This window comes from Paraglaciecola psychrophila 170 (genome assembly GCF_000347635.1).
Lineage (GTDB): Bacteria > Pseudomonadota > Gammaproteobacteria > Enterobacterales > Alteromonadaceae > Paraglaciecola > Paraglaciecola psychrophila.
The window spans coordinates 3,258,473-3,284,435 of record NC_020514.1 but is presented as its reverse complement, the minus strand read 5'-3'; the positions used below and the strand labels follow the sequence as shown (position 1 = coordinate 3,284,435).

The following is a 25,963-nucleotide window of genomic DNA, read 5'->3' as shown; positions in this document are numbered from 1 at the left end:
CAAAGTCTCATTCCACTGTTTCTAGTAGAGAGTAGATTATAATGATTAGTTAATGTCGCTGGAAATAATATATGACCGATACAATATATCCTGTGTCTGAACAGGCAAAAAAACACACACATCTTAATAAAGTGCAGTACCTAGAAATGTATCAACAGTCGGTGGCGTTTCCCGATTCATTTTGGGCGGAGCAGGCCAAAGTCTTAGATTGGTATAAATTTCCTAAAAAATTAAAATACATCATTCAATAAACAAGATGCGCAAATAAAGTGGTTTGAAGATGGGGAGTTAAATGTCTCTTATAATTGTATTGATAGGCATCTTGCAGAACATGCTAATCAAAACGCAATAGTGTGGGAAAGTGATTCTGGGGAAACCAGTACCTATATTACCTATCAATCCTTACACGATGAAGTATGTAAAATTGCTAATGGTTTGAAAAAACTTGGAGTCGAGAAGGGCGATCGAGTCGCAATATATATGCCGATGATCCCACAAGCTGCTTATGCAATGTTAGCCTGCGCAAGGCTTGGAGCCGTTCATTCTATTATTTTTGCAGGCTTCTCTCCACACGCCATTGCGGATCGTGTCAATGACTGCGGTGCTAAAATAGTCATCACCGCTAATGAAGGGCTTAGAGCTGAAAAACCAGTCCCATTGAAAGCTAACGTTGATGAGGCGTTATTGAATAATCGCTGCCCTTGTGTTGAACAAGTCATAGTATGGAAACACACCGCAGCAGACGTACTTATGGGTGCTCTTGATTGCTTATGGCGGGATTTGGTGAGTGATTGCAGTAGTCGCTGTGAACCAGAAGTAATGAACGCCGAAGATCCTCTTTTTATTCTGTATACATCAGGCTCTACAGGCACACCAAAAGGAGTGGTTCACACTACAGGTGGCTATCTTCTTTACACTGCAATAACGCATAAATATGTGTTTGACTATCAACCTGGAGAAGTTTACTGGTGCGCTGCGGATGTTGGCTGGATCACCGGTCATAGCTACATGGTATATGGTCCTTTAGCCAATCGTGCGACTACGTTGTTATTTGAAGGGGTGCCTACCTACCCAGATGTGAGGCGGATTTGTCAAATAGTAGATAAACATCAGGTCAGCATTTTATATACCGCGCCAACCGCTATTCGAGCATTGATGGCTCATGGCGACTTTGCAGCATCGGATACTCACGGAGAATCATTACGCTTGCTGGGCTCGGTCGGTGAGCCTATCAATCCAGAAGCGTGGGGCTGGTATTATGATGTTATAGGGCGAGGTCGCTGTCAGATAGTGGACACTTGGTGGCAAACAGAGACAGGAGGCATGATGATTTCACCTTTACCTGGGGCCACTGATTTGAAACCCGGCTCTGCTTCGTTACCTTTATTTGGTGTTGTGCCTGCGTTATTTGATAGTGAAGGCGTTGAGCTTGATGGCCCTGCAGAAGGCAATTTAGGTATAAAAGACAGCTGGCCTGGACAAGCGCGAACTATTTATAAAGATCATGAGCGCTTTATTCAAACTTATTTCAGCACCTACGATAATGTCTATTTTACGGGCGATGGTGCAAGAAGGGATGAAGACGGTTATTACTGGATCACTGGTCGGGTTGATGATGTTCTAAATGTTTCAGGACATCGTTTAGGTACGGCTGAGATAGAGAGTGCGCTGGTGTCCCATAAGGCAATTGCTGAAGCCGCAGTGGTGGGTTTTCCTCACGACATCAAAGGCCAAGCCATTTACGTTTTTGTGACACCGGTAGAAGGTATTTTGCCAAGTGATGAACTTACCGCTGAAGTGCGTGCTTGGGTGCGAAAGGAACTCAGTCCTATAGCGACCCCCGATTTAATTCAGTGGACCTCAGGATTGCCAAAAACTCGCTCGGGTAAGATCATGCGCCGAATATTACGCAAAATTGCAGTCAATGAATATCAACAGTTAGGTGATACCTCAACATTGGCTGATCCAGCTGTTGTAGACAGTCTGATAGCGAATAGGCTTAACGTATAGTATGTGTTAACTAATTATTTACATTTTTTCGACTTATCAATCACAGAACAATTGCAAATAAACAACAAATTGTTAGAATAATTTTCTTAAGTTGAGGAAATGAAATGCTGACAATACTGCTTGCTGATGATCATCCCATGTATCGCGACGCGCTTAGAGGAGCACTAATGCTCCATTTAGACGATTTAAATTTGCTGGAAACTAGCGATTTGAATGAGACCGTCAAAACGTTACATGAGAACGATGTCGATCTGCTGCTGTTTGATTTGCATATGCCTGGAAGTACTGATTTATTTGGTCTCATTCATATTCGCAAGTTGTTCCCAGAGATACCTGTGGCGGTTGTATCAGGTATTGAAAATGTTGGGATTGTGTCCAAAGTGATGAACACTGGGGCGCTTGGCTTTATTCCTAAAACAACCCAAGCTTCAGAAGTGGCAAAAGCGGTTGCCAGCATATTAGAAGGCGAAGTGTGGGTACCAGAAAAAATGCCTTCTGATGTGACCGACTTTGATGAAGCTTTTGTCGAACTTGCGGAGTCAGTTTCTAGCCTCACACCTGCTCAATATAAAGTGCTGTGTTTTATGCGAGATGGTTTACTTAACAAACAAATTGCTTACGAGCTCGACATTGCTGTTGCTACGGTAAAAGCACATGTAACAGCCGTATTTAAGAAGTTAAAAATCAACAATCGAACGCAAGCTGTGCTAATTGCTTCTCAGCTACAGTTAGAGCCACCACCCAGTGTGCAAGCTTGCTGATCACTGCTTTTTATTCTTAAGACTTAATAACAACGCTCTTAGTTTAGCGGGTTTCACTGGTTTACTCAGATAGCCTATCATTGCAGTCACACACTTCTTTTTTACCTCTTCGTCTTGATTAGCTGTCACCAACGCCGCGGGTATTTCCTTGGCAGCGTCTATTCTAAGCTTATGAATTAATTCCAGACCGTTCATTTTGTTGCCAAGATGATAGTCAACCAATAACACATCAGGTTGATGTTCTCCTGCTTTTTGCAGCGCTTCATCAGCATCACTTGCCTTAAAACATATCACTTGCCATTTCTCAAGTAAGGTTTGCATTGCATCGAGGTTTTCAACCGTGTCGTCTACACACAAAACTTTAAGACCAGTCAGCCCAGTGTAACTTTTGGATAAAGGCACTAGACCTTGAGTCTCTGCCTGAACCATCGGCAATGAAAGAGTGAAGCAACTGCCTTTTCGCAGGTTAGACTTTATGGTTAAAGGGGCATTGAGTTTTTCTGATAACCGAGACACCACCCCCAACCCCAAACCTGCTCCGCGCTCTTTGCTGCCGTCTACACGATAAAAATCACCAAAAACATGTTGTTGCTCACTGGCAGATATTCCCACTCCGGTATCCCAAACTTGGATCAGCACTGAATTATTGCGCGTTCTGACCGTGAATAAAATTCGACCAGTATTAGTGTATTTAACCGCATTGGATAACAAGTTTTGAACAATTCGATAAAGATAGGTTTTATCCGTTTCAACCCAGACATCTGCAATCCGGGAACTGAATTTGAGGCCTTTACTTTGTGCCAGCATTGAAAACTCGTGTATTAACGGAGACAGTATTTTGAGAATCGAATAGGATGCTTTAACAGGCTTTAATTCACCTTGATCTAAGCGTGCAATGTCCAACAATGTTGCGATAAGCACCTCACTTGAAGAAACACTTTCTCCAAGTTTATTGATGATGGTGCGAACATTGTCTTGCATTGTGACTTCATCTAGCGCCGAAAGGTATAGTTTGGCGGCGTTTAGAGGTTGTAATATATCGTGACTAGCCAATGCCAGAAACCGAGTCTTATCGGCATTGGCTTTTTCGGCAATTTGACGAGCATCAATCAGTTCCCGTTCCAAATCTATTCGACGGGCAATTTCATTGTGCAGTTCGGCATTAACAGCCTGAACTTCTTCACCACGTATTTTGACTCTGTTCTCTAAGTCAATGTTGGCTTCCTTAAGCGCAACCTGTAACTCAATATGGGATGTAATATCACTAAAGCTGGTCACAAAACCACCTCCAGGAAGAGGGTTTCCGACCATCTCAAGCATCTTGCCATCACTTCGTTGTCGCACAAATTTATGCGCATATCCACGCCTTAAGTGACTTAAGCGTTTCTTTACTAAAGCATCAATTTCACCTAACCCACAATCACCACGAGATGCATTGTAGCGAACCAGTCTTTCAATTGGCGTGCCTACTAAAATCATATCTTGTGGATAGTTAAATAGTTCTAAATAACGTTTGTTCCAGGCAACCAGATTCAGGTTTTTATCGATGACACTGATACCTTGGTCGAGACTTTCTATCGAGGTAAACAAAGCGCCAGCATTAAATTTTATGGCTTGAGTGGAGTCATCGAAAAAATTAATCACTTCTTCAAAACCGAGTTTCCTGCCACTCAATACACTATCAATCAATGCTCTAGCGCTGGATCCACCCAACACTCCTCCTAATGCACGTTCGCAAAAAGTCACAAAATTTTCAGGTGGTGCTGTATCTGCATGAACAGTAATATCGTTGTTACGTTGAAAGTCTTCAATCAATCCATTGCAACGGGTCTCGCCCAGAAAGGTCGAGAGTAATGTTGTTAGATCACCGGTGGTTACCGAAGTCGAAGGTTTCTTAGGTCGGTCATTAAGATTTTCGCGGGGAGCAACAAAAGCTTGGGCCTGAATGCGATCAATCAGTCGCTCTGTGGCGAATGATGAAAAGAAAAAATACGCTATGAAATTTGTAACCAAGCTAATAATGGCCACAAAAGAAATATTATCATTATTTAACTGAGTATTAATATTTCCTTCAAAAGCGGGTAACATCAGCCACAAAACCCACACAATAATGCCACTTATTAAGCCCGCATACACGCCATGGGCATGTCCTTTTTTCCAATACAAACCACCGACTATGGCTGGCAGTAATTGAATGACGAGCGAAAAGGCAATCAGACCGATTGATGCCAATGAACGACTATTTCCCATTTGTTGATGATACAAATATGCCAATAATAATAACCCAGCAATGACGCAGCGACGAGTAACGAGGATGACTTTACTGACGTTACGCTGATGATACGCAGTACTGTGTTTATCCAGCATTCTTGGCAAAATCACGTCATTCGTCAACATCGTACTCAGTGTCAATGTAGCGACTATTATCATCGCTGTAGCAGCGGATAGACCACCAACAAATACCAGCATCTGCACTAACCCAGAGCCTGAAATTAATGCCAGCTCAAGTACATACGTATCTGTTTCAGATGTTGTGTGTGCCAATAGTGTTTGCCCTGCTACGGTAATCACCGGAATGGTTATGGCAATGAGTCCAAGGTACAAAGGAAACAGCCATCGTGCAGTCTTCAAATGTTCCAAACTTAAATTATCAACAACGGCCACATGAAATTGCCTAGGTAAGCAAATAACTGCAGCACCAGCCATAATGGTCTGTGCGATGAAAGGAAATGATTGAAACGTGCTCAGTGCTTCAGGTGTAATAAATGACTGTAAGAGTGGGGCTGTACTGAGTGGGTACCACATGAAAAATGCGACGATTGCAATCACTAGCAAGGCAAGGAGTTTGACACTGGACTCAAAAGCAATAGCGAGCATCAAGCCTCTGCGATACTCCGTCACATCTGTTTTTTGTGTGCCAAAATAAATCGAAAATATAGCAATAAAAATGGTTGCTAGAAACACAATCAACTCACTGTCTTGCTGATCGGATACCAGCTGAAATGCTGAGCCGATGGCTTTTAGTTGCAACGCCATATAGGGAATAGTTGCCAGAAGCGCAATGATGGTCACCAGTAACGCTACGGTCTGACGTTTACCATAGCGAGACGAAATAAAATCAGAGATGGTGGTGATGTGTTGTTTTTTGCTAACCAAGGTTAGTTTTTGGATAAATCGAAAGCCAAATACGTAAACCAGCATAGGGCCAAGCAAAATAGGTAAATACTGCCAGTTATTTCGACTTGCCTCACCAACAGAACCAAAGAAGGTCCAGGCTGTACAATAAATTGCAAGTGCAAGCGAATAGATCGCAGGATGAGAGGTTAATTTTTTTGGCTAATGGAGAATCGCTATCACCCCACCTGGCAAGCCAAAATAGCCCACCTAAATACACCAATGCTAACGCTACCCAACCCATTGCCATGCTTCATTCCAATTTTCTTACACCGTTACACAGTATATATTTCACATTAGAATTACTTTAGCACAGCTTTTAAATATCTTTGAGGGCCTAAGACCATTGTCTCATTGCGCTGATGCACTGGTATAAAGCAACAACAGCTAAGAAACCCCAAGTAGGTTCAATTTATAAGGTCTTAAGCCATGCAAAATAACCTAGGTTCACGCTTTTTTGTGCTTGAGTTGAATTAATCGGCACTGAACTGATTTTTGCTTCTTAACGGTCACTCTTTATCGCCAACATTATGAGCAGTTTGAGCACAAACTGGTCATAATTAAATTTGAATTAGGGGAAACCCTACCGCGATAGAAGTTTAGTCCTATCTGAGTGACCGTCTCAAGTTAGCCGTTAGGATACTGTCGATAAAATTGAGGTATGACTCCTTCCCAGCGAAAAACAGACACACAGAAAATTATCTGATAGTGTGGGATTAGGTCAGTTTTCGACCTAAAGCGGACGTAAGAGAATTCGAACTATTAGACTATATTTAGCGAAAAATCATCATACGATTAATCAAACTTGACTGACGGCAATGAGCGAGTTGCAGACCTTAACGAGTAGTGCTACCTGCGTAAATAAGTGTCTCTGACCACGCAGGTTTCAACGCCCTAATAATGAAGAAAAAAATTGTTGGTTAAAATGTTGAGGAACGAAAACAGCCAACTGTTTTTTGTCCTTATTAATTAGCTCGTTATATCTTTGTAGCTACAAAGTTACCTAGTTTTCAAACTCTTCTTTCCTAAACAGCGCATATTTATTTTCATTGCTTTGTTTTTCTTGAGGATAATGGGGTAAATTATAAGAAGTACTCTTTTCAACTTGTCCTTCTTCATGAAGGTTAAGCAAAATAACCTCTACTGTTTGAAGTGGTTTTGTATATATAACCGGGTTTAATGTTTTTAAATCTGCAATAAAACCAAAAACAAGAAAAAGCACAGAAAATATTACCCCCCATCGTGGCTTACGTTTATTTATCTCTTTTTCGACTACATCTAGTTTTTCTAGAATAAGTTAAACGTCATCGTTTTCTTCAACTTCATTTAATTGAGATTTTAATAGATTAACTAACGCTATAATTTTAGATTTATTTATAATATTAGGATTATAACGTTACGAAACGTCTTCAATATCATCATCAATAAAAAAGTCATTATCAACTTTGGTTGATGCGAACAATGTAACTTGACAAAGCCTGGTAAGAGCTACTTTTGCCTCAACTAAATTAGTGCCTGATACTAGTTGAGACTCTTCTAACTCAGAGTAACTTCGTATACTAATTACATTGGCAAAGATGCCAAAAGAAGCATTAAGTCTTCTGCGTCGACTGATTGACCAGATTTCCTTATCACTTAAGCTAGATAATATTGCAAATAACTCGCACAATTTTGACGTTTATTGATATTTTCTATTTGGTCTTTTAAATGTGAAGGTAAATATGCTGACTGTTCTTGTAACCACAAATAAATAGCTTCAAAACTCATTAAAAGTTCTTTATCGCAATTTATTAGTATTTCATCAGAAGAAATACATTCAGATAGATATCGGAAGTACTTAGATACGGATACCATTTTATCTTTATCTGAAGGGTAATATTTTCCACCAAGTAAATACTCAATATTTTTTTAACTTTTCAATTTCATCTTTAGACATACTCATCGATTAGCTCCATCTAGTAAAAAAATATAACGCTCGGCTTTGCGGCTTACCGAAGCGCAGCTTAGGTACGTCTGACAACAGGCGTTTGTTATGTGCTTTTCTTCGGTCACGGATTTGCCTGTATGTGCGCTCGCATATCTTCAATAAATTGATTTAGCTGGGCAGCTGTGAATCTAGGATTGCTGGTATTTTCAGGATGGTGTATTTGATGCCGCACATACTCGGTTGAGAGTATCTGTTGTTGAGTAGTGGTTCCATCACGGTTTAACCGATTATAAGCAACGGTTGACTTCCCAGCTTTATATGCTGCAAGTGCTCCCCGCGACTCTATATAGCCATAAAGTTCATTGTGATACTCAGAGGATGGTTCATCGAAAGCCACATAGTTGACTTCGTTCAAGCTAGGATAAGGTAGCTCATGCTCTTGCACCTGTCGAATTGATGCTGAGTCTTGTCCTGTTATTAATAGAATATTTTCGAACTTTAACCGTTTTATGATTTCGGGACTGTGTGAAGTAAGAATGATTTGTGTGCGTGGCACCCCAGATAAAGCAACTAAAGCGTCTATCAGTGCGCGTTGGTGATCTGGGTGCTGAGACGTCTCAGGCTCTTCGATTGCATAGACAACACTTGGCAAACCCGCCTCAAGTTGCCGTCTTTCTGCCTCAGCACGAAAGAAGCTTATTAATACTAGCCGCTTAACACCACTTCCTCGTTTGTTAATAGGGATATCGTTATCGCCAGAAATGGAAACGCTTTTGAAAACCTCACCCCAAAATTAAAAAACAAAATTAACAAGACACCCATTTTTAAAAAGTAGCAAAACAGCCGTTATGTTCTAATCTTTAAGGTACTCAAACAACCAAGGATGGTCTGTCATGCCTCAGTCACGTAAAACGCAAGTCAGTTTAATTGATACCCCCTATTACCATTGTGTTTCTCGCTGTGTTCGCCGTTCGTTTTTGTGCGGTACGGATAAGTATACGGGACAGAGTTACGAACATCGCCGAGGTTGGGTGGAAGAGCGATTGTTGTTTCTATCGTCAGTGTTTTCAATCAGTATTTGTGCATATGCGGTCATGAGTAATCATACACATGTAGTGGTTTGTGTGGACAAAGACATGGCTGATGGTTGGTCGACAGAAGAAGTGGTAAAGCGTTGGCACCAACTTTACCAAGGCACGTTATTAAGTCAAAAGTACCAAAGAGGAGATACACTCAGTAAAGGTGAGCTTATCAGCTTAGAAGAAACAGTGACGATTTACCGTCAGCGTTTATACGATATCAGTTGGTTAATGCGTAACCTCAATGAACACATAGCCCGAGTGGCTAATAAGGAAGATGGTTGCACAGGCAGATTTTGGGAAGGACGATTCAAATCTCAAGCATTGTTAGATGAAAGTGCAGTATTAGCCTGTATGGCCTATGTGGACTTAAATCCTATTCGCGCCAAAATGGAAACCACCCCAGAAACGTCAAAACACACCAGTATTCAGCACCGTATTCAGGCTCTCATCAAAGGCGAACAACCTAAAAACCTGATGTGTTTTGTGGGCAATCACAGACAAGACATGCCTAAAGGCATCGCTTACAGCTTGATTGATTATTGTGAACTAGTGGACTGCACAGGTCGCTGTATTCGAGAGGATAAAGCGAGTTATATAGAGCAACATCATAGCCCTATTTTAGCGTGCCTAGGCCTCGACTCAGAGCAGTGGTTGACTCTCACTACCGAGTTCGAACAACACTTCAGTAACGCTGTAGGTAGTGAGCACATGTTACAACAATTCAAACATCACACACACCATCAACGTATACGAGGTATGGCAAAGGCCAGAGCTTTACTTCAATCCGCCTGAACAGTTCAGCATCACACTCATTAAAAGCTACCTTCACAACCTGTACTCAATGGCGTTGCCTGAAATTTGAGTGGGAGGAATGATTTAGCTGCTTTCACACGCCACATCCCCCAAAAAGCTCAGATTTCGAAATTTAAAATCAAAGAGTCAGAACATACCCATCACTTTACGTTTGTTGACTTGGCTGTGATTGGGTACTTTATTACTTTGGGTGTCTTAATTAAGTTTTCACCTGAGATTCAATAAGCTGTGATAACAAACTAAGAAAATGTTTTTCTGTGTCTGAGGCAATTCGATGAGTTGCGCTTCTAACGCTCTAATATCTGCTTTATTAATGGATGTTAGCCTTGTTAATGAACTATTTACACAGTGGTTCATACAGTTTTTTTATTAAATAACAACATCTAAGCCAAACAGCACCAATTATATACAGTATAGCGGTGGCCGTGCAAAGTGGATAATCAGGCATCGTTTTCAGTAGATTTTTTCTAGTTCCGTGGCCAAGTACTGCTTTACAGCTTGGCCATAAGATTTAATGTTGATATTGAGACCGTTAGCAGTTGTGTGCATGTTACGGCTTAAAAATTTTAACGTTCTCCTGATATTTTGATTGATCTCAAATAATGTCCACTTCGTAATTAAGATATAATTTTAGTTATTCCATCAATTTAAGTTAACTACGTTAAATTCATGTTAAATGTCTGTTTAAATTAGGGTTTTTATATTGATTGTTACTGAACTAAAGCATTTTAACCCTTTTTTGCTTTCTATTTTTTGTTATAATTCGACTTATGTTGTGATGAAAAAAAGGCTTTCGCGTTTACTACACAACATCAACCAAACGCTAATCGGATGATTTTTTGAAACGATATTTTTGTACCTCTGTACTAGATAAATATTTACCTAGTTTGCCATCTAGTTTTGGATTGGTTAGCTTTGGGCGATTCTACGTTTTGCTATCAGTCTTCCTTGTATTTGACATGTTATCCATATCTTTAGGTAATGTCGGTGATATCACTGAGTGGTTCTTGCTGCTCAAAGATGGTTTGCTGTTAGAAGGTGTTGCTTTAAGTTTACTTGGTGTTTTATTGATTAACCCTTGGTTGATCTCTCAAGTTTGGCGAACGTTCTATTACTTAGCTAAAGTTTTGTATGGCCTTGCATTAAACAGTATTAGATTAGCTTTTACTGCTCCTTCTTTACGTTCTTCAGAACATTCCGCCCACGGTTGCCGCGCGCCACCTTCTTTGTTGATTTCTTAAACTTAAATTTGCTTTTTCATTAAATAAATCTTGGTGCTGACTCACTAGTCTTGCTCCTAAGTGACTGTACTCGCTGGTTTTTTTGCGAGTCTGTTAGCTGATGATTTATTTACTAAGCTACAAGTACTGTTGTCGGTTCACTGTCAGCAGCTTTAGAAACTCGCTTCACAGGAAATTCCCTTGTTAATTAGTAACTTAAGTAAAGCAGCGACCGCGGCATCTTTTATGGTGTTAACGGGCTGCGAAGGCGGTGTACTGGACCCTAAAGGTCAAGTCGGTATAGACGAGAAGCAATTAATTATTGTCGCAACTTTGTTGATGTTGATTGTTGTATTACCGGTTATTTTCATGACCTTATATTTCGCTTGGAAATACCGCGAAGGACGGGACCATGAAATCTATACACCTAAATGGGCGCATTCTAACAAGATTGAAACGGTAGTGTGGGCAGTACCGATTATTATTATCATTATTTTGGGTGTCATAACTTGGAAGTCGACCCACGATTTGGACCCCTACACCCCTCTAGAACATGAACGTGATCATATCAACGTTGAGGTGGTATCGCTAGATTGGAAGTGGTTGTTTATTTATCCTGACTACGGAGTGGCTTCGGTCAACGAATTGGCTTTTCCTGCCAATGTACCTGTGGCGTTTAAGATCACCTCTGACACTGCCATGAACTCCTTTTTTATTCCGCAGTTGGGTAGTCAAATTTACTCAATGGCTGGCATGCAAACCAAACTTCATCTTATTGCTAATGAGCCAGGTACCTTTGATGGAATTTCGGCCAACTACAGTGGGGAAGGGTTTGCAGGCATGAAATTTAAAGCCATTGCCACAAACACGGATGAGGATTTTGCTGGCTGGATAGCCAAGCTAAAAAAACAAGGTCAGTCCTTAAATCCTGATAGTTACAAACTACTAGCTGAGCCAAGTGAAAACAATTCTGTTGAATATTATGGCTCTGTTAGTGACGGAATGTTCAAGCACGTTTTAATGCAATATATGCATAAAGAAATGGGCATGGAACATCAACATCAATCTGGACATTCAGCTCCTCAACACGGGGCTATGGAGTAATTATGTCTTTTTTCGGAAAATTAAGTTTAGACGCGATACCGATCCACGAGCCGATTTTAATTTGGACTTTTGCGATAGTGGCGATTGCGGGATCAGTGGTTGGTGCATTGATTACCAAGCACAAAAAGTGGTTAGTGCTTTGGAATGATTGGTTAACCTCGGTTGACCACAAAAAATTGGGCATTATGTATATTGTATTGGCATTTATCATGTTAATTCGTGGTTTTTCTGATGCTATCTTAATGCGTACTCAACAGGCTATGGCCACTAGTGGTGCAGAGGGGTATCTTCCACCTGAGCACTATGACCAAATCTTCACGGCACACGGGGTGATCATGATCATCTTTATGGCGATGCCATTTATGGTTGGCCTGATGAACCTAGTAGTGCCCCTGCAAATTGGTGCACGAGACGTGGCCTTCCCGTTCTTAAATAATCTGAGTTTTTGGTTAACTGCAGGCGGTGCAATATTAATTAATATTTCGTTATTTGTCGGTGAGTTTGCCAAAACAGGTTGGGTGGCGTATCCACCGTTATCTGAACTGGCTTATAGTCCGGGTGTAGGGGTTGATTATTATATCTGGGCCTTACAAATATCTGGTATAGGCACGACCCTAACTGGCGTTAATTTTTTAGCTACGGTATTGAAAATGCGCGCACCGGGTATGAAGTTAATGCAGATGCCTATTTTTACTTGGACATGTACTTGGGCAAATATTTTGATTGTCGCTTCATTTCCAATCTTAACCGCGGTGTTAGCTATGCTCACGATGGACCGCTATTTAGACTTTCACTTCTTCACGAATGAAGGCGGTGGTAACGCCATGATGTATATCAATCTGTTTTGGGCGTGGGGACATCCTGAAGTTTATATTCTGGTTTTGCCTGCCTTTGGTATTTTTTCAGAAGTTATTTCAACCTTCACGGGCAAACGTTTGTTTGGATATACCTCTATGGTGTGGGCAAGTGGCGTTATTTCAATTTTGGGATTTGTGGTATGGCTGCATCACTTCTTTACAATGGGTTCCAGTGCCAATGTCAATGCCTTCTTTGGGGTGGCGACGATGATTATTGCGATACCCACTGGGGTGAAGCTATTTAACTGGCTATTTACTATATACCGAGGCCGCTTGCGTCTTACTGTACCCGTATTATGGTCTTTAGGATTTATGGTGACCTTCACTATTGGAGGTATGACAGGAATTTTACTGGCATTGCCAGGTGCGGACTATGTGTTACATAACAGCTTATTTCTGATTGCCCATTTTCATAACACTATTATTGGTGGTGCGGTATTCGGTTATATGGCTGGTTTCAGTTATTGGTTTCCCAAAGCGATGGGCTTCAAGCTAAATGAGCGCTTAGGAAAGATTGCATTCTGGTGCTGGCAGGTTGGTTTTTATATAGCCTTTATGCCTTTATATGTGCTGGGATTTTTAGGTATGACACGTCGGCTTAGTCATACCGATAATCCCGCTTGGAACTTTTGGATTTACTTAGCGGGTATAGGTGCTTCCATTATTTTAGTCGGTATTGTGCTTCAGTTTGTTCAACTGTACGTCAGTTTCCGCGACCGCGAGCAGAATAGAGATTTGACTGGCGATCCTTGGAATGGTCATACCTTAGAATGGTCAACGTCTTCGCCTCCGCAATTTTATAACTTTGCTAAGTTACCGGTGGTGTCTGACATTGATGCTTTTACCGACATGAAAGAGAAAGGCGAGGCTTACCAGCGTCATCAAAAATATAGCCCGATCCATATGCCTAAAAATACCGTCAGTGGGATGTTGATCAGTATGAGTGTTACTGCGGCTGGTTTTGGTGCGATTTGGCATATTAACTGGCTGGTTATTGTTGGTATGCTTGGTGCTTTTGGGCTGTTTTTGCAACGAGCTTATACTTCAGATGTTGATTATTACGTTCAACCGGAAGAAATCGAAAAGATTGAAAACGCACACTTAGACAACGCAGCGAAGGGGCATTTATGAGCATTGCTATTGCAGATAAATTAAAGGTAGATGCGGTGAGCGAACGACACATGCCGCATCTTGACGACGACCATGACGAACACCATGATAGCGGCGCAAATACAGTCTTCGGATTTTGGTTATATCTGATGACCGACTGTATTTTATTCGCCTCGGTATTCGCCACGTATGCGGTGCTTTTTATGAGCACCGACGGGGGTATATCGGGTAAAGATATTTTTGAACTAGACTTTGTATTGATCGAAACCGCGGCCTTACTCGTCAGCAGTATTACGTTTGGTTTTGCTTTGCTTTGTGCTAAAAATCAAAATCGCTCAGCAACTTTGTTTTGGTTGCTGGTGACCTTTGCTTTAGGTTGTGTATTTATAAGTATGGAGCTGTACGAGTTTAACCACTTGATTGAACATGGCAATGGACCGCAGCGTAGTGCCTTTTTATCGGCATTCTTTACCCTAGTGGGTCTGCACGGTTTGCACGTTACTGCAGGTTTAATTTGGATGTTAATCATGATGGGTGAAATGTTCACAACTGGCTTAGGTCAACGAACGATAACGCGTTTAAGTTGTTTGAGCTTGTTTTGGCATTTTCTTGATATCGTATGGATTTGCGTATTTACCGTTGTTTATTTATTAGGAGTATTGTGATGAGCCAAACTCATATTTCTGAAGATCATTCACACGGTAGTGTTAAATCTTATCTGATTGGTTTTGCATTGTCGGTGGTGTTAACCGCTATCCCATTTTGGGCGGTGATGACTCATCAATTTGATAAGAGTACAACATTAGGCGTGGTTTTGGTGTTAGCTATTACTCAAATTGTGGTGCATCTGAAGTACTTCTTACATTTAGATTTTTCAACGGAAGGAAAGCTCAGTACATTCTCATTTTTATTTACTGCGATGATCATTATCATGGTCGTGGGCTTATCGGTATGGATTATCTATGCCGCTAACGCCTTAATGATGTAGGTCGCTTATTATGATTACCTATGTGTCACAGCCAAATATCATGCAGCTAAAAAGTGTTTTGCAGGCTTACATACAAGTAACTAAGCCAGGTATTATTATAGGTAATCTTATTTCGGTAGCGGGGGGCTTTTTTATGGCCGCCCGTGGCGAGATTGATTACCTGTTGTTGATTTGTACTACTGTCGGGTTGTCTTTGGTGGTGGCTTCAGGATGCGCTATTAATAATTGTATTGATCGTGACATCGATGCCCTTATGCAGCGCACCCGTATACGGGTAATTGTGACCGGACAACTATCGGTATACGCTGTACTACTATTTGGTATAACCCTCGGCTTATTGGGGTTTACTATGTTAGCGCTGTTTACTAACTCGGTTGCTTTGACGTTCGCCGCTATTGGTTATGTGGTGTATGTTGGTTTGTATAGTTTGTACATGAAACGTCATTCAGTCTACGGTACCTTAGTGGGGAGTATATCTGGTGCAGTTCCGCCAGTAGTGGGTTACTGCGCGGTAACTGCGCAAGTAGATACAGCTGCGTTGATTTTGTTATTGATGTTTAGTTTGTGGCAAATGCCCCATTCTTATGCCATCGCTATATTTCGCTATAAGGATTATGCTGCTGCCAATATTCCAGTGTTGCCCGTAGCGCAGGGCATTGCCAAGGCCAAACTACATATTGTGCTGTACATCCCGGTATTTGCGGTAGCCAGTGTGTTGCTGCCACTCGCAGGATACACTGGGTGGGTGTTTATGACCGTGGCTTGCATTACCAGTTTTTTGTGGTTAGTCATGGCCTTGCTTGGCTACCGACAAGAGATTAATGTTAGTAGCTGGGCACGCCGAGTATTTATAATTTCGATCATCACTATTACGGCACTAAGCGTCACCATGTCGCTAGATTTTCAAGCCATACAACCAGCACCTCTAATAAGTTTCATCGATTAAATTAAACGAAATAATTATTTAATAACTAGAGGACACTCTAACTAGACACCCATTGTAAGATGACAAGAAAATCGGCTTTACCGATGGCTGCTTTGGTGGCTCCGCCACTGATCTTCTGTATTTAAAGTTAGAGCACAAAAAGGCTTGTTTCAATCTGCGGGGTCAAGAGCCATTGAAATCACGAGTATCGACTTTGTCGATACTCGTTTTGGTAGCTTTGCTACTGTTACAATGGGTGTCACGATAAGCGTTCCAGTCTGCAAAACAATGATTTTACGGTGTTAAATATTGGCGAACCTACCTTTTTAACTTTTGCAGTGAGGACGCTAGGCTGGGAAGGCGAGAACGAGGTCTATCCTCACTTTATTGGTGAATTAACTATCGTGTAACTATCGGGGTCATAACTATCGGCATAACTATCGGGGTCAGAACAAAGTTAAATTATTCGTGATGTAATTGGAAATCGCTCAATCGAACTAATGTCAGCCATGTCGGATGAAGCAGGTATAAAATAGTTTAAGACCAAGGTCCGCTTTGGGCGTATCAATGTCATTAACTTAAGGATTTAACACATACGTTTATAATTCATTGGGTACTTATTTGTCTTGTTTCTACGGTCTTGTCGCAAAAACTTACGATCAGGCCGAATGACACTTAAATTCTTTGATATTTTACTTATCATCAGTTCATATAACTCACGCTCTGCTAGTTTCATAATGAACCTGACAACATTATCCTTTAGCTGATTTACTGCAAAGGTGAAATTGATTTTATATTCATAGAGCCTATTGTTTTTGGGTGTCTTTATTTTTTGTTTTGCATCATGTATTGCACAAGCTGCAAGGTTTTTAGTCAATAGCTTAGCGTGTAAGTCTTATAAAACACCTTCAACAGAAACACTAGAATAATTCTCAATATTGAGGCGACTTTTCAATACTTTATAATCTTCTTCAACTCCCCAGCGCTGGGGATATAAATCAGCAAAAAGAGCAGTTGGATAAGTTTTAAGATCTGTTAATGATGAAACTAAAACCTCCGACTCACCTGACGGCAGGTCAACTAGCACTAATCTTAAACGTAGTGATTCGGTCGATATTTTATCTTTTCTGCATCGACGAAGAGACTTCTCAATACAAGGAAAGTCAACGACATCACTATATTTTCCACTTTCTAAGAAGGCTTTAACCACATTAGAGCTTTGAACAATGCGCATGCAGAAATCAACATTCTTTAGACTATGGTACTTATAAAACCAAACGGCAGGATAACCTCTGTCGTAAACGACTAAATCGCCTGCTTGGGTTTTATTTAAATGCTTTAGTGCCATTTCACGCCCTCCTGTTGAATGACTTTCAACCTGTAAGTCTAGGGTAATATTATTCTTAACATCATAAAGTTGTGAAAGGCGAACATGAGGCATAGCAGCATGTGGGCGAGCTTTACCAAAATGCTCAAGTAGTTTATTAGATATAGGTAATTGTGTGACTGAACCATCAGCAGCTAACAGTCTATGGCCTTGCCATTTATCAATGGTTGCAGCTTCATAGAACGTGTGAATTAAGTCATCGTTTAACTCAATAAATGCCTGATGAGATAGTTTCATTCTGGCTTTACAAAAGGCGGCAGTGCTAACTGATTTTGTTGACAAGTAGCTATCATCGATAACATTGAAAAACCGAACAAGTTCAGCTTGAATTGAACCATTGGGAGCATTCAACATAAAACTCATTAAACGAGGGAAAGTAAGGGTTCTATTTCGAGTGAAATCTGTAGGTTTTTTGCGGTGATTTTCTAAAAACTCAGTTGAATGAATTTTGTTGGTTAGTTTTTGTACTATTTGAGTTAAATACTGAACAGCGCATTGGTAATTTCTCTAAATTTTTAATTCATTGACAGATTATCAACTAGCTAACTTATTGTAAATGCGCCAATTAACCTTAAGTTAATGACATTGTTGGGCGTATAGCCGAAGTAACAATCAAAGGTGCCCAATACCGCAATTAACACAAAGCGCCAATTGCTTAAAAAGTCCTGACTGTCCGCTATCTCAGCAAAATCCGTAAAATATATACATCGTTTGAACTCTAAATAGCGACTATAATATTCTGGTATGAGGCATGACTTGTTTCGGTGGCAACAACAAAATCGTTCGGTACTTAGACCGACAGTTTCCCTTGGTAATCACACTAGTACATAATTCATTTCAAATGAAACGCGACATTGGTCTAGCAGCCTACTGCTAGACCTCTATTGCTGTTATTCATTTTCGATTTAACTTTATTATTGACAGAAATGTTGTTATTCATCATCTATTATAAACGGCCACCTAATAAATCTGGCAGGCGGTCCGGTGTGAAAATCTCAATCCAATATCCGTCTGGATCTTTAATAAAGGCAATGCCTTTCATGCCGCCATCGTTCGGTTTCTTCTTAAATTCAACACCTAAAGATTCAAATCGTTCACAGGCATCATCAATATGAGGAACTGCAAAACCAATGTGACCAAAGCCTTTAGGCTGTTCGTTGCCACTATGATAAGACACACTGTCGTCGCTCTCATCGCCCCAATTATGGGTAAGTTCTAACATTGCAGGGCGACTAAAGGTTTGCACAATGCGCTGATTGTCATCGTTAGACCAATCAATGAGACGCTCTGGTGGTATACATGCCAGAAAATATAGTGTGAACTTCATTTCGTCGAAATCTAATCGTTTTATAAGCGTCATACCTAACACTGAGGTATAAAACTTTAGTGCGCGCTCAGGGTCTTTGATTCTTAACATGGTTTGGTTGAACACGAACTCATGGGTGGCTGGGTCGTGTTCTTCTGTCAAGCCTTGGGCTTGGTCAAAATGACGGCTCATATTGTCTCCTGTGTTCTGTTTTATTAAAGCTTTGCATGCATATGCTATCTTACATTTTGGATGTATTGAAAGGGTTTGTGACGTTATCGATGCAGTGAATCGTTTTAGTAATTTGAGTGTGATTCTTAACTACATGCTATAAATAATTATTTTTAATTTATTACGTTGATTTTAGATAATGTATAAATATCTATTGTCGTCATTTTACTTTGCTAAAAACGAATACTTTTTGCTTCGGTTGTCTAGTTAAGGGGGAACGTCTGCTGATTGTCAAATTACAGCTAATACAGCTTAGGCATCACAGCGTTTGTGCATGTTATTTGGTTGTTGTATAAAATTCTGAGATGTAACGTCCACCTTTAATGCTTGCTACAAGTCTAAGTTTGTAACCTTGCCCTGAAACACCTATTAATTCTCTTAAATTAGTTTCGGTATGCCAATAATAGGGACTTTGTATCATGCCTAATGGATAGGCCGTTGGCTGATTGTTTTTATCAACCAGAAATATTGTTGCACTGTCTAAGGGAAACGTTGAATTGACAGTTGTTAAGTTGTCTTTGTCAAAGACATTCACTTCGAAATCGCCAGCTCTTAAAATACACTTCTGATTGATGACATCGCAGTCTTCAAAAGGCACTAACTGGATCACTTTCTGTTTTTCAGCTTGGTCTTCTTCATAATAATCTGCAGCAATATACCCAATTACAGCTAAAATTGGTGCCACCATAAATGCAGTTCTTGTATGTTTATTCATTATTTTATCTTTTATAAGGCTTTAAAGTTTTTGATGATTGAATATCAAATAAAAGCGTTTTCACATGACTATTGATCTATGCTAACTGATTTTCACTCAAGATTTTTGATTTAAATATTTATAAAATAAAGGCTAAAGAAAAACTCTTTAGCCTTTATTATTCAATGACCATATTTATCAAATCATGTTAATAACAGGATTCGTCCAGTCATGCTTAGTGATTGCTGACTGCAGCAGTGCCACCAGGGCGACGCATGTTATCAACTAAATCTTGAACATGCTTAGGCGCTGGTCCTGTGAACTGAAGTACAACAAAAGCGACGCCAAAGTTAACTAACGCACCCACAACACCAAAGGCATTGGGTGAGATACCAAAGAACCAGTTTTGACTCATACTACCTAAGAAATCTGTACCAGGGATAAACATAATGCCTTTATGTTGGAATACATAAAGCATGGTGACTCCGATACCAGAACACATCCCGGCAATGGCTGCTGTGCCACTCATTTTCTTAGAGAAAATACCCATCATTAGTGCAGGGAATATTGATGATGCAGCCAAACCAAAGGCTAACGCCACCGTCCCAGCAGCAAATCCAGGCGGATTTAAACCGAGGTAACCCGAAACTAAAATGGCAATTGTCATAACAATTCGACCCGTCAGCAACTCATTTTTCTCTGACAAGTTGGGTGTTAATACGCCTTTCATCAAATCATGAGAAATTGATGATGATATAGCGAGTAGTAAACCTGCAGCTGTTGACAGTGCAGCCGCTAAACCACCTGCAGCCACTAATGCAATTACCCAGTTTGGTAAGTTAGCAATAGCAGGGTTCGCTAGCACCATAATATCATTATCAACTTTCACCATTTCATTGGTGGCTTTGTCTGCTGAATATTGAATTTTACCGTCACCATTTTTATCTTCAAATGCTAATAAACCCGTTTTCTCCCAGTCTTTAAACCACTGAGGACGCTTTTCATACTCTAAATGTTGACCGGCAGTGGGTTCGATTGTACTCATCAAATTAAGACGTGCCATTGCGCCAACAGCAGGAGCAACCGTATATAATAACGAGATGAAAACTAGTGCATAACCTGCTGAAGAACGTGCAGCTTGTGCAGAAGGAACCGTAAAAAAGCGCATAATAACGTGGGGTAAACCAGCAGTACCAATCATTAGCGACATGGTATAGGCGAACATATCTAATGAGCCATTCATGTTGCTTGTGGTATATTCTTTAAAGCCTAATTCAGTTACAACTAGGTCCAACTTATCAAGTAAGTAAACACCACTACCATCAGCTAGTGTCGAACCTAAACCAAGTTGTGGAATGGGATTACCGGTTAATTGGAAAGAGATGAAAACGGCAGGAATGGTATAAGCAAAGATCATCACAACGTATTGCGCAATTTGCGTGTATGTAATGCCCTTCATACCACCTAGTACTGCGTAGAACCAAACAACGGCCATACCGATAGCTAAGCCTAAACCGTAGTCAACTTCTAAGAAGCGAGAAAATGCCACACCCACGCCTTTCATTTGACCGATGATATAGGTTAATGATGCGATGATTAAACAAATAACAGCGACAATGCGAGCCGTTTTTGAGTAATAACGATCAGAAATAAATTCAGGCACGGTGAACTTACCGTGTTTTCGCATATAGGGTGCCAGCAACATGGCTAACAATACATAGCCACCTGTCCAACCCATTAAGAATACGGAGCCGCCATATCCTAAAAAAGCAATTAAACCAGCCATTGAAATGAATGATGCTGCACTCATCCAATCAGCACCAATTGCCATGCCGTTTTGGATGGGAGTTATGCCGCCGCCTGCAACATAAAAATCACTGGTTGAAGCGGCACGAGCCCACCATGCTATGATGAAATATAGGGTGAAAGTGCCAAAGACCGCGATGTAGGTATATAGTTTTAACTCTTCCATTATGATCCGTCCTCAGACTCGTATTTTTTATCAAGTTTGTTCATTTTGTGGCTATACCAAAAAATTAACCCAACAAATGTGTAAATTGAACCCTGCTGAGCAAACCAGAATCCGAGCTTATACCCACCGAGTCGAAACTCGTTTAGTGGTTCTACTAATAACAAGCCAAAGCCAAATGATACGATAAACCAAATGACTAAGCATATTGCTATCAAGCGCAAGTTCTCCTGCCAATATGTTGTTTTATTTTCCATCTTATTCTCCAAGCACTGCATGCTATTTTATTTATTACATACACTGTGTTTTGTTGTAATAACTCTTTTTTTTCGAGAAAAAGTTTGAATATAGACATGCCGTTAAGTGTTCCAGTAACAAACTTGAAGATAACTTATAACAATTCATATACAACTTTGACTGTCTACAACACTAGCAAGCTTTTTTTTTATCAGATATACCACCTTGGTCTTATATGAGCATTTACCCGTTGACTTAGTGCTTAAGTCGTCCCAAATTAGCTGTATAAAATTAAGAAATACTCTTGAATTTGTTTTGAAGTTTTTTGAAAAAACTACCAAAAGGTCTTGATATGGACAATGAACTAGCAGAAGTCAGCGCTTTTGTAGCCAGTATTCCGCCCTTTGATTTATTACCTGACACATTACTTGATAAGCTAGTAAGAGAAATTAGCATTAGTTATTTAAGGGTGGATGAACACCTATCACCTGATGATACTGTGCAACCTCAATTGTATATATTACGTAAAGGGGCGTTGCGCTATTTAGCTGCAGATAAAGAACTAAACGCTAAATATGCTGAAGGTGATATTTGCAGTGTTTTCTGTCAAAAAAGAAGTGAATTAAATACGGGTATCGCCGTCATTGTGGATGAAGACTCTTTAATCTACAGCCTAGATTATAAAATTCTTAAAGCATTGCTAGTTGATTCACCAGAGGTGATTGAGTTTTTAGAGCATTCTTCTGAACAACGCCTGCATAGCAAAAAAAACAAGCTAAGTGACGACGCTATCTTATCGTCTTCTATTAGTCATACCTCAGTTGAAGACTTTTATCATCATCCCATCGCAACCATATCACCTAGCGCTTCTATACAAGACGCAGCCGTCAAAATGACCGAACTGGGGTTTTCTTGCCTAGTGGTGGTTGACGATAATGAGTCGCATGAGCACAACGAAGATATGCAGATAGGCATCATAACCGATAAAGACATTAGACGACGTTGTGTTGCATTAGGTTTGCCTACGTCTAATCCAGTAAACGATATAATGACCAAGGACATTGTCACCATTGATATTAAGTGCAATGCATATGATGCATTAATTGCCATGACCAGCAAACATATCCATCATTTACCGGTGACCAAATTCGGCAAACTTGCAGGCATGGTAAGCGTGACTGATTTGGTGAATAACGAAGAACATAACGCCGTTAACATGACCAGCATTATTCACAAAGCCAGCACGCTTGACGAGTTAATTACCATCAGCAAGTTGTTAAATAAACTACAAGTAAAGCTCACCCAACTTGGTTCAAATGCTGACCATATTGGCAAAAGCATTAGTGCGATCACCATGGCATTTACAATCCGCCTAATAGAAATGGCTGAACAAGATTTAGGACCCGCGCCGGTTCCATATGCCTGGTTAGCAGCGGGTTCACAAGCAAGGCAAGAACAACTTGCGCACTCTGATCAAGACAATGCCTTAATTATTTGTGACAGCATGAAACCAGAAGATGATGTCTGGTTTATGCGTTTATCCACTTTTGTGAGTGACGGCTTAGCCAAATGTGGCTTTATTTATTGTCCTGGCGATATCATGGCTACTAATATTAAATGGCGTCAAACACAGAACAAATGGCAACAATATTTTGATGCCTGGGTTGATAAACCTAGCCCGAAAGCCTTGTTAAATAGTAGCGTGTTTTTTGATTTAAGTACCATTCATGGTGATGTCAACTTACTTGAAAACGTGCGTCAGCAGATGCTAGCAAAAACCAAAAGCAGTACCTTGTTTATTGCACATATGTCATCAAACGCTTTAAGGTCTCGGCCGCCTTTGGGGTTTTTTAGAGATTTTGTGCTAATTCAAGACGGTAAACACAAAGCCACACTAGATTTAAAACACAATGGCATTGCCCCAATTGTGGACTTAGCTCGTATTTATGCTTTAAGCGAAGGTGTGGCTGCCGTCAATACAATTGAGCGATTACAGCAATGTTCAGGCAGCAAATCATTGACCAAAGCCTCAGCAGAAAACTTGATAGATGCATATGCATTTCTGACTTCTGTGCGCCTTGAACATCAAGGAAAACTGTTGCGTAATAAACTCTCCGTTGATAGTTACATTGATCCTAAACAAATTTCGAAGCTGGAAAGAGAGCATTTAAAAGATGCGTTTAAAGTCATTAAATCAATGCAAGATTATCGTCAATCAGCTGTTCTTTAGGGAGTTACCTTGTTTCTCAATAGTCTATTCGGTTACGAAGCGCGCAGAAAACGGCTTTTAAAAAAAGTGCCTAGTGGGGCGCTCCATGATTTTTTATCCGTGCCGTTTCCTAGCGAAGCAACATCTTTATCCGAGCTACCTATTCTGTCTGTAGACTTTGAAACAACGGGGTTAAATGCAATGTCTGACAAACTGCTTAGCGTTGGTTTTGTCAGCATTGATAAACGCCAAATTAAACTAGGCAGTTGTTACCATCAAATTATTAACACTGAACACCGCCTTGATGCAGACAATGTGATTATTCATCACATTACTGACCAACAAAAGTCTCAAGGTAAATCTTTACAGGTTGTCGTCGAAGCGTTATTAAAAGCCTTAGCAGGGAAGGTGATGTTGGTACATTTTGCCCGAATTGAGAAGCAATTTTTAAGGCAAGCTTGCCTAGAATTATATGGCGTGTCCCCCCCTTTGATGATCTTGGATACCCTGGCGATGGCGAAACGTAAGCTTGATCGAAGTGACATTTCTTACGACCCTCAAGAATTGAGGTTGTCTGCTTTACGGCACAAACATAATTTACCGAATCACTTTGCTCATAATGCACTTAGCGATGCGATTGCTACTGCTGAATTACTTCTGGTACAGCAAAAAACAGGCGCTACAAAGCTAAAGGATTTATTATAAACAAGCTAATATTTATCAAGCTAGCACAGTATACCTTTAGCTAAGTTAACTCACTTATACGCTCAAATTTACTGCTTGGGTAAGCAAGGTAAGTTAAACATAAAGCATTAGGTCACACCAAAGTATTTGACCGCTTTGCATTAGGTGCGTAAATTTCATCTCACTGTGAGGCATTTGTTGGCAACGCTTTATTCGCTATTCTATTGGTCCACAGCGCTCCTAACATCGCAAGTATAAACCCAGGAATGGCAATTAATTTGGGGATTTCATCTGCAACACCCCAAGCAATGAGCGCACCCACACCAGGTACCATAAACATAATCGAAGCCACCTTCGCTATAGATCCTTGCCTAACCATGGTGAACATTAACAATATGCCTACAATCGAATTGCCGAAGACTAAAAAGGCGATGGCTCCCCAAAAAGGTAAAGCATTTTCAAAAACAAGTCCTTCAAACGCCAATGCAAATGGAATAGAAATAACCGATGCAAACGCATATTGTACCCACGTGGCCACAATGGGATGTACACCTATCTTGCGCTGTTTTTCAATTACCTGACCAATGGATAACGCAACGACTGCAGTGAACCCTAGGATTGCGCCTAGTAAGTACCCTTCGTTTCCTTGCATATTCACCCCCACAATCAGTGCTGCACCTAGCAGTCCTAAAGTCAAACTAGCCCATATGTTCCAGGCTGGTACCTTTCGCGCTAATAACGCACTTGCTATGATAACCAGTACTGGTTGTGAAGCTGCAAACAACGCCATAATACTGGCACTTGCGCCTAGCTTCATTCCTACATAAATGCTCCCAAAATGTCCTATGTGTAAAAATAAGCCGGTTCCAATGAGAGCGTAAGACTTTCGAACGTTAGGAATAGGAAAGCGCCACAAAATAACTAAAGGAGTCAGCGCTAAAAAAGCCCCGACAAAACGAAAGGCGAGTAAATTTAAAGGCTGGGTATAAACTAACGCTAATTTTGCCATTGCATAACCAGCGCTCCAGACGAGCAAAAAAATAAGGGGATAGAAGGGTTTTAAGGTAGAAAGCACGGGCATTGCTTCATTAAATATGAATAGGGTGATGTTACCATGCAAATAAATACGGTCACATAGGACTGAAGTCTCATATCACTCATAAAATCTTTACAGTATTGTTGAGTAAAGTCGGGACACAAGGCGCAGTTTGCTAAATTGTTACCTACAATCATTTACTTAGGTATACGGTTATGTGTTTCACCCAAATATGCACA

General features: G+C 40.5%; 17 protein-coding genes and 3 pseudogenes. 11 read left to right on the top strand and 9 right to left on the bottom strand.

Annotation, left to right across the window (positions count from 1 at the left end; genetic code table 11):
* The first annotated feature begins 71 nt into the window (after nucleotides 1–71).
* Together acs and C427_RS14310 are read left to right on the top strand one after the other, a co-directional pair.
* A pseudogene (gene acs / locus C427_RS14315) lies at nucleotides 72–2,010 on the top strand (acetate--CoA ligase).
* Nucleotides 2,011–2,114: 104 nt separating this feature from the next.
* Nucleotides 2,115–2,771 carry a response regulator gene (locus tag C427_RS14310; protein ID WP_007638911.1) on the top strand — a complete coding sequence of 219 codons (657 nt, stop codon included), beginning with the start codon at nucleotides 2,115–2,117 and terminating at the stop codon, nucleotides 2,769–2,771.
* On the opposite strand, the pseudogene C427_RS14305 reads toward C427_RS14310, so the two are convergent.
* The 3 genes and pseudogenes from C427_RS14305 to C427_RS14290 all read right to left on the bottom strand — a co-directional run bounded on the left by C427_RS14305 (nucleotide 2,772) and on the right by C427_RS14290 (nucleotide 8,635).
* Nucleotides 2,772–6,195: pseudogene (locus C427_RS14305) on the bottom strand (PAS domain-containing hybrid sensor histidine kinase/response regulator).
* Nucleotides 6,196–6,948: 753 nt separating this feature from the next.
* Nucleotides 6,949–7,167: a hypothetical protein gene (locus tag C427_RS14300; RefSeq protein WP_007638908.1), complete on the bottom strand. Its 219-nt coding sequence runs from the start codon at nucleotides 7,165–7,167 to the stop codon at nucleotides 6,949–6,951.
* 826 nt (nucleotides 7,168–7,993) lie between these two features.
* A complete protein-coding gene (locus C427_RS14290) occupies nucleotides 7,994–8,635 on the bottom strand; it encodes an AAA family ATPase (RefSeq protein ID WP_081589023.1) in 642 nt (213 codons plus the stop codon).
* Nucleotides 8,636–8,765: 130 nt separating this feature from the next.
* Here C427_RS14290 and C427_RS14285 point away from each other — a divergent pair, with 130 nt between their 5' ends.
* The 7 genes and pseudogenes from C427_RS14285 to cyoE all read left to right on the top strand — a co-directional run bounded on the left by C427_RS14285 (nucleotide 8,766) and on the right by cyoE (nucleotide 15,992).
* The gene (locus tag C427_RS14285; protein WP_007638899.1) at nucleotides 8,766–9,746 is read left to right on the top strand and encodes a hypothetical protein; all 981 of its coding nucleotides are present in this window, start codon (nucleotides 8,766–8,768) and stop codon (nucleotides 9,744–9,746) included.
* An 860-nt stretch (nucleotides 9,747–10,606) separates the two neighbouring features.
* The gene (locus C427_RS14280; protein WP_226991172.1) at nucleotides 10,607–11,008 is read left to right on the top strand and encodes a hypothetical protein; all 402 of its coding nucleotides are present in this window, start codon (nucleotides 10,607–10,609) and stop codon (nucleotides 11,006–11,008) included.
* 180 nt (nucleotides 11,009–11,188) lie between these two features.
* Nucleotides 11,189–12,088: pseudogene (gene cyoA, locus C427_RS14275) on the top strand (ubiquinol oxidase subunit II); the annotation flags it as partial.
* Nucleotides 12,089–12,093: 5 nt separating this feature from the next.
* Nucleotides 12,094–14,079, top strand: a complete 1,986-nt coding sequence (gene cyoB / locus C427_RS14270) for a cytochrome o ubiquinol oxidase subunit I (RefSeq protein ID WP_007638891.1) — start codon at nucleotides 12,094–12,096, stop codon at nucleotides 14,077–14,079.
* A complete protein-coding gene (gene cyoC / locus C427_RS14265) occupies nucleotides 14,076–14,723 on the top strand; it encodes a cytochrome o ubiquinol oxidase subunit III (protein WP_007638890.1) in 648 nt (215 codons plus the stop codon). Before cyoB ends, cyoC begins: the two co-directional genes overlap by 4 nt.
* Nucleotides 14,723–15,046: a cytochrome o ubiquinol oxidase subunit IV gene (gene cyoD / locus C427_RS14260; protein ID WP_007638889.1), complete on the top strand. Its 324-nt coding sequence runs from the start codon at nucleotides 14,723–14,725 to the stop codon at nucleotides 15,044–15,046. Before cyoC ends, cyoD begins: the two co-directional genes overlap by 1 nt.
* A 10-nt stretch (nucleotides 15,047–15,056) precedes the next feature.
* The gene (gene cyoE, locus C427_RS14255) at nucleotides 15,057–15,992 is read left to right on the top strand and encodes a heme o synthase (RefSeq protein WP_007638883.1); all 936 of its coding nucleotides are present in this window, start codon (nucleotides 15,057–15,059) and stop codon (nucleotides 15,990–15,992) included.
* Between the two features lie 874 nt (nucleotides 15,993–16,866).
* Here cyoE and C427_RS14245 read toward each other — a convergent pair.
* From C427_RS14245 to C427_RS14225, 5 genes are all read right to left on the bottom strand, one after another.
* On the bottom strand, nucleotides 16,867–17,805 hold the full coding sequence (locus tag C427_RS14245) for an IS4 family transposase (RefSeq protein ID WP_148285918.1): 939 nt from the start codon (nucleotides 17,803–17,805) through the stop codon (nucleotides 16,867–16,869).
* A 499-nt stretch (nucleotides 17,806–18,304) separates the two neighbouring features.
* Nucleotides 18,305–18,856: a lactoylglutathione lyase gene (gloA, locus tag C427_RS14240; protein ID WP_007638878.1), complete on the bottom strand. Its 552-nt coding sequence runs from the start codon at nucleotides 18,854–18,856 to the stop codon at nucleotides 18,305–18,307.
* A 316-nt stretch (nucleotides 18,857–19,172) separates the two neighbouring features.
* Complete coding sequence (locus tag C427_RS14235) at nucleotides 19,173–19,610, bottom strand: hypothetical protein (RefSeq protein ID WP_007638876.1); 438 nt, start codon at nucleotides 19,608–19,610, stop codon at nucleotides 19,173–19,175.
* Nucleotides 19,611–19,824: 214 nt separating this feature from the next.
* Nucleotides 19,825–21,561 (bottom strand): sodium:solute symporter family protein, encoded by a 1,737-nt coding sequence (locus tag C427_RS14230; RefSeq protein WP_007638871.1) that lies wholly within the window; start codon nucleotides 21,559–21,561, stop codon nucleotides 19,825–19,827.
* A complete protein-coding gene (locus tag C427_RS14225; protein WP_034899515.1) occupies nucleotides 21,561–21,815 on the bottom strand; it encodes a DUF4212 domain-containing protein in 255 nt (84 codons plus the stop codon). Before C427_RS14225 ends, C427_RS14230 begins: the two co-directional genes overlap by 1 nt.
* Nucleotides 21,816–22,147: 332 nt before the next feature.
* On the opposite strand from C427_RS14225, the gene C427_RS14220 reads away from it, so the two are divergent.
* Both C427_RS14220 and C427_RS14215 read left to right on the top strand, forming a co-directional pair.
* Entirely contained in the window at nucleotides 22,148–24,025 is a 1,878-nt protein-coding gene (locus C427_RS14220) for a putative nucleotidyltransferase substrate binding domain-containing protein (RefSeq protein ID WP_007638870.1), read from the top strand.
* 9 nt (nucleotides 24,026–24,034) lie between these two features.
* Nucleotides 24,035–24,709, top strand: a complete 675-nt coding sequence (locus C427_RS14215; protein ID WP_007638868.1) for an exonuclease domain-containing protein — start codon at nucleotides 24,035–24,037, stop codon at nucleotides 24,707–24,709.
* Nucleotides 24,710–24,869: 160 nt separating this feature from the next.
* Here C427_RS14215 and C427_RS14210 read toward each other — a convergent pair whose 3' ends face one another.
* Nucleotides 24,870–25,769 carry a DMT family transporter gene (locus tag C427_RS14210; RefSeq protein WP_081589022.1) on the bottom strand — a complete coding sequence of 300 codons (900 nt, stop codon included), beginning with the start codon at nucleotides 25,767–25,769 and terminating at the stop codon, nucleotides 24,870–24,872.
* Nucleotides 25,770–25,963: the final 194 nt, after the last annotated feature.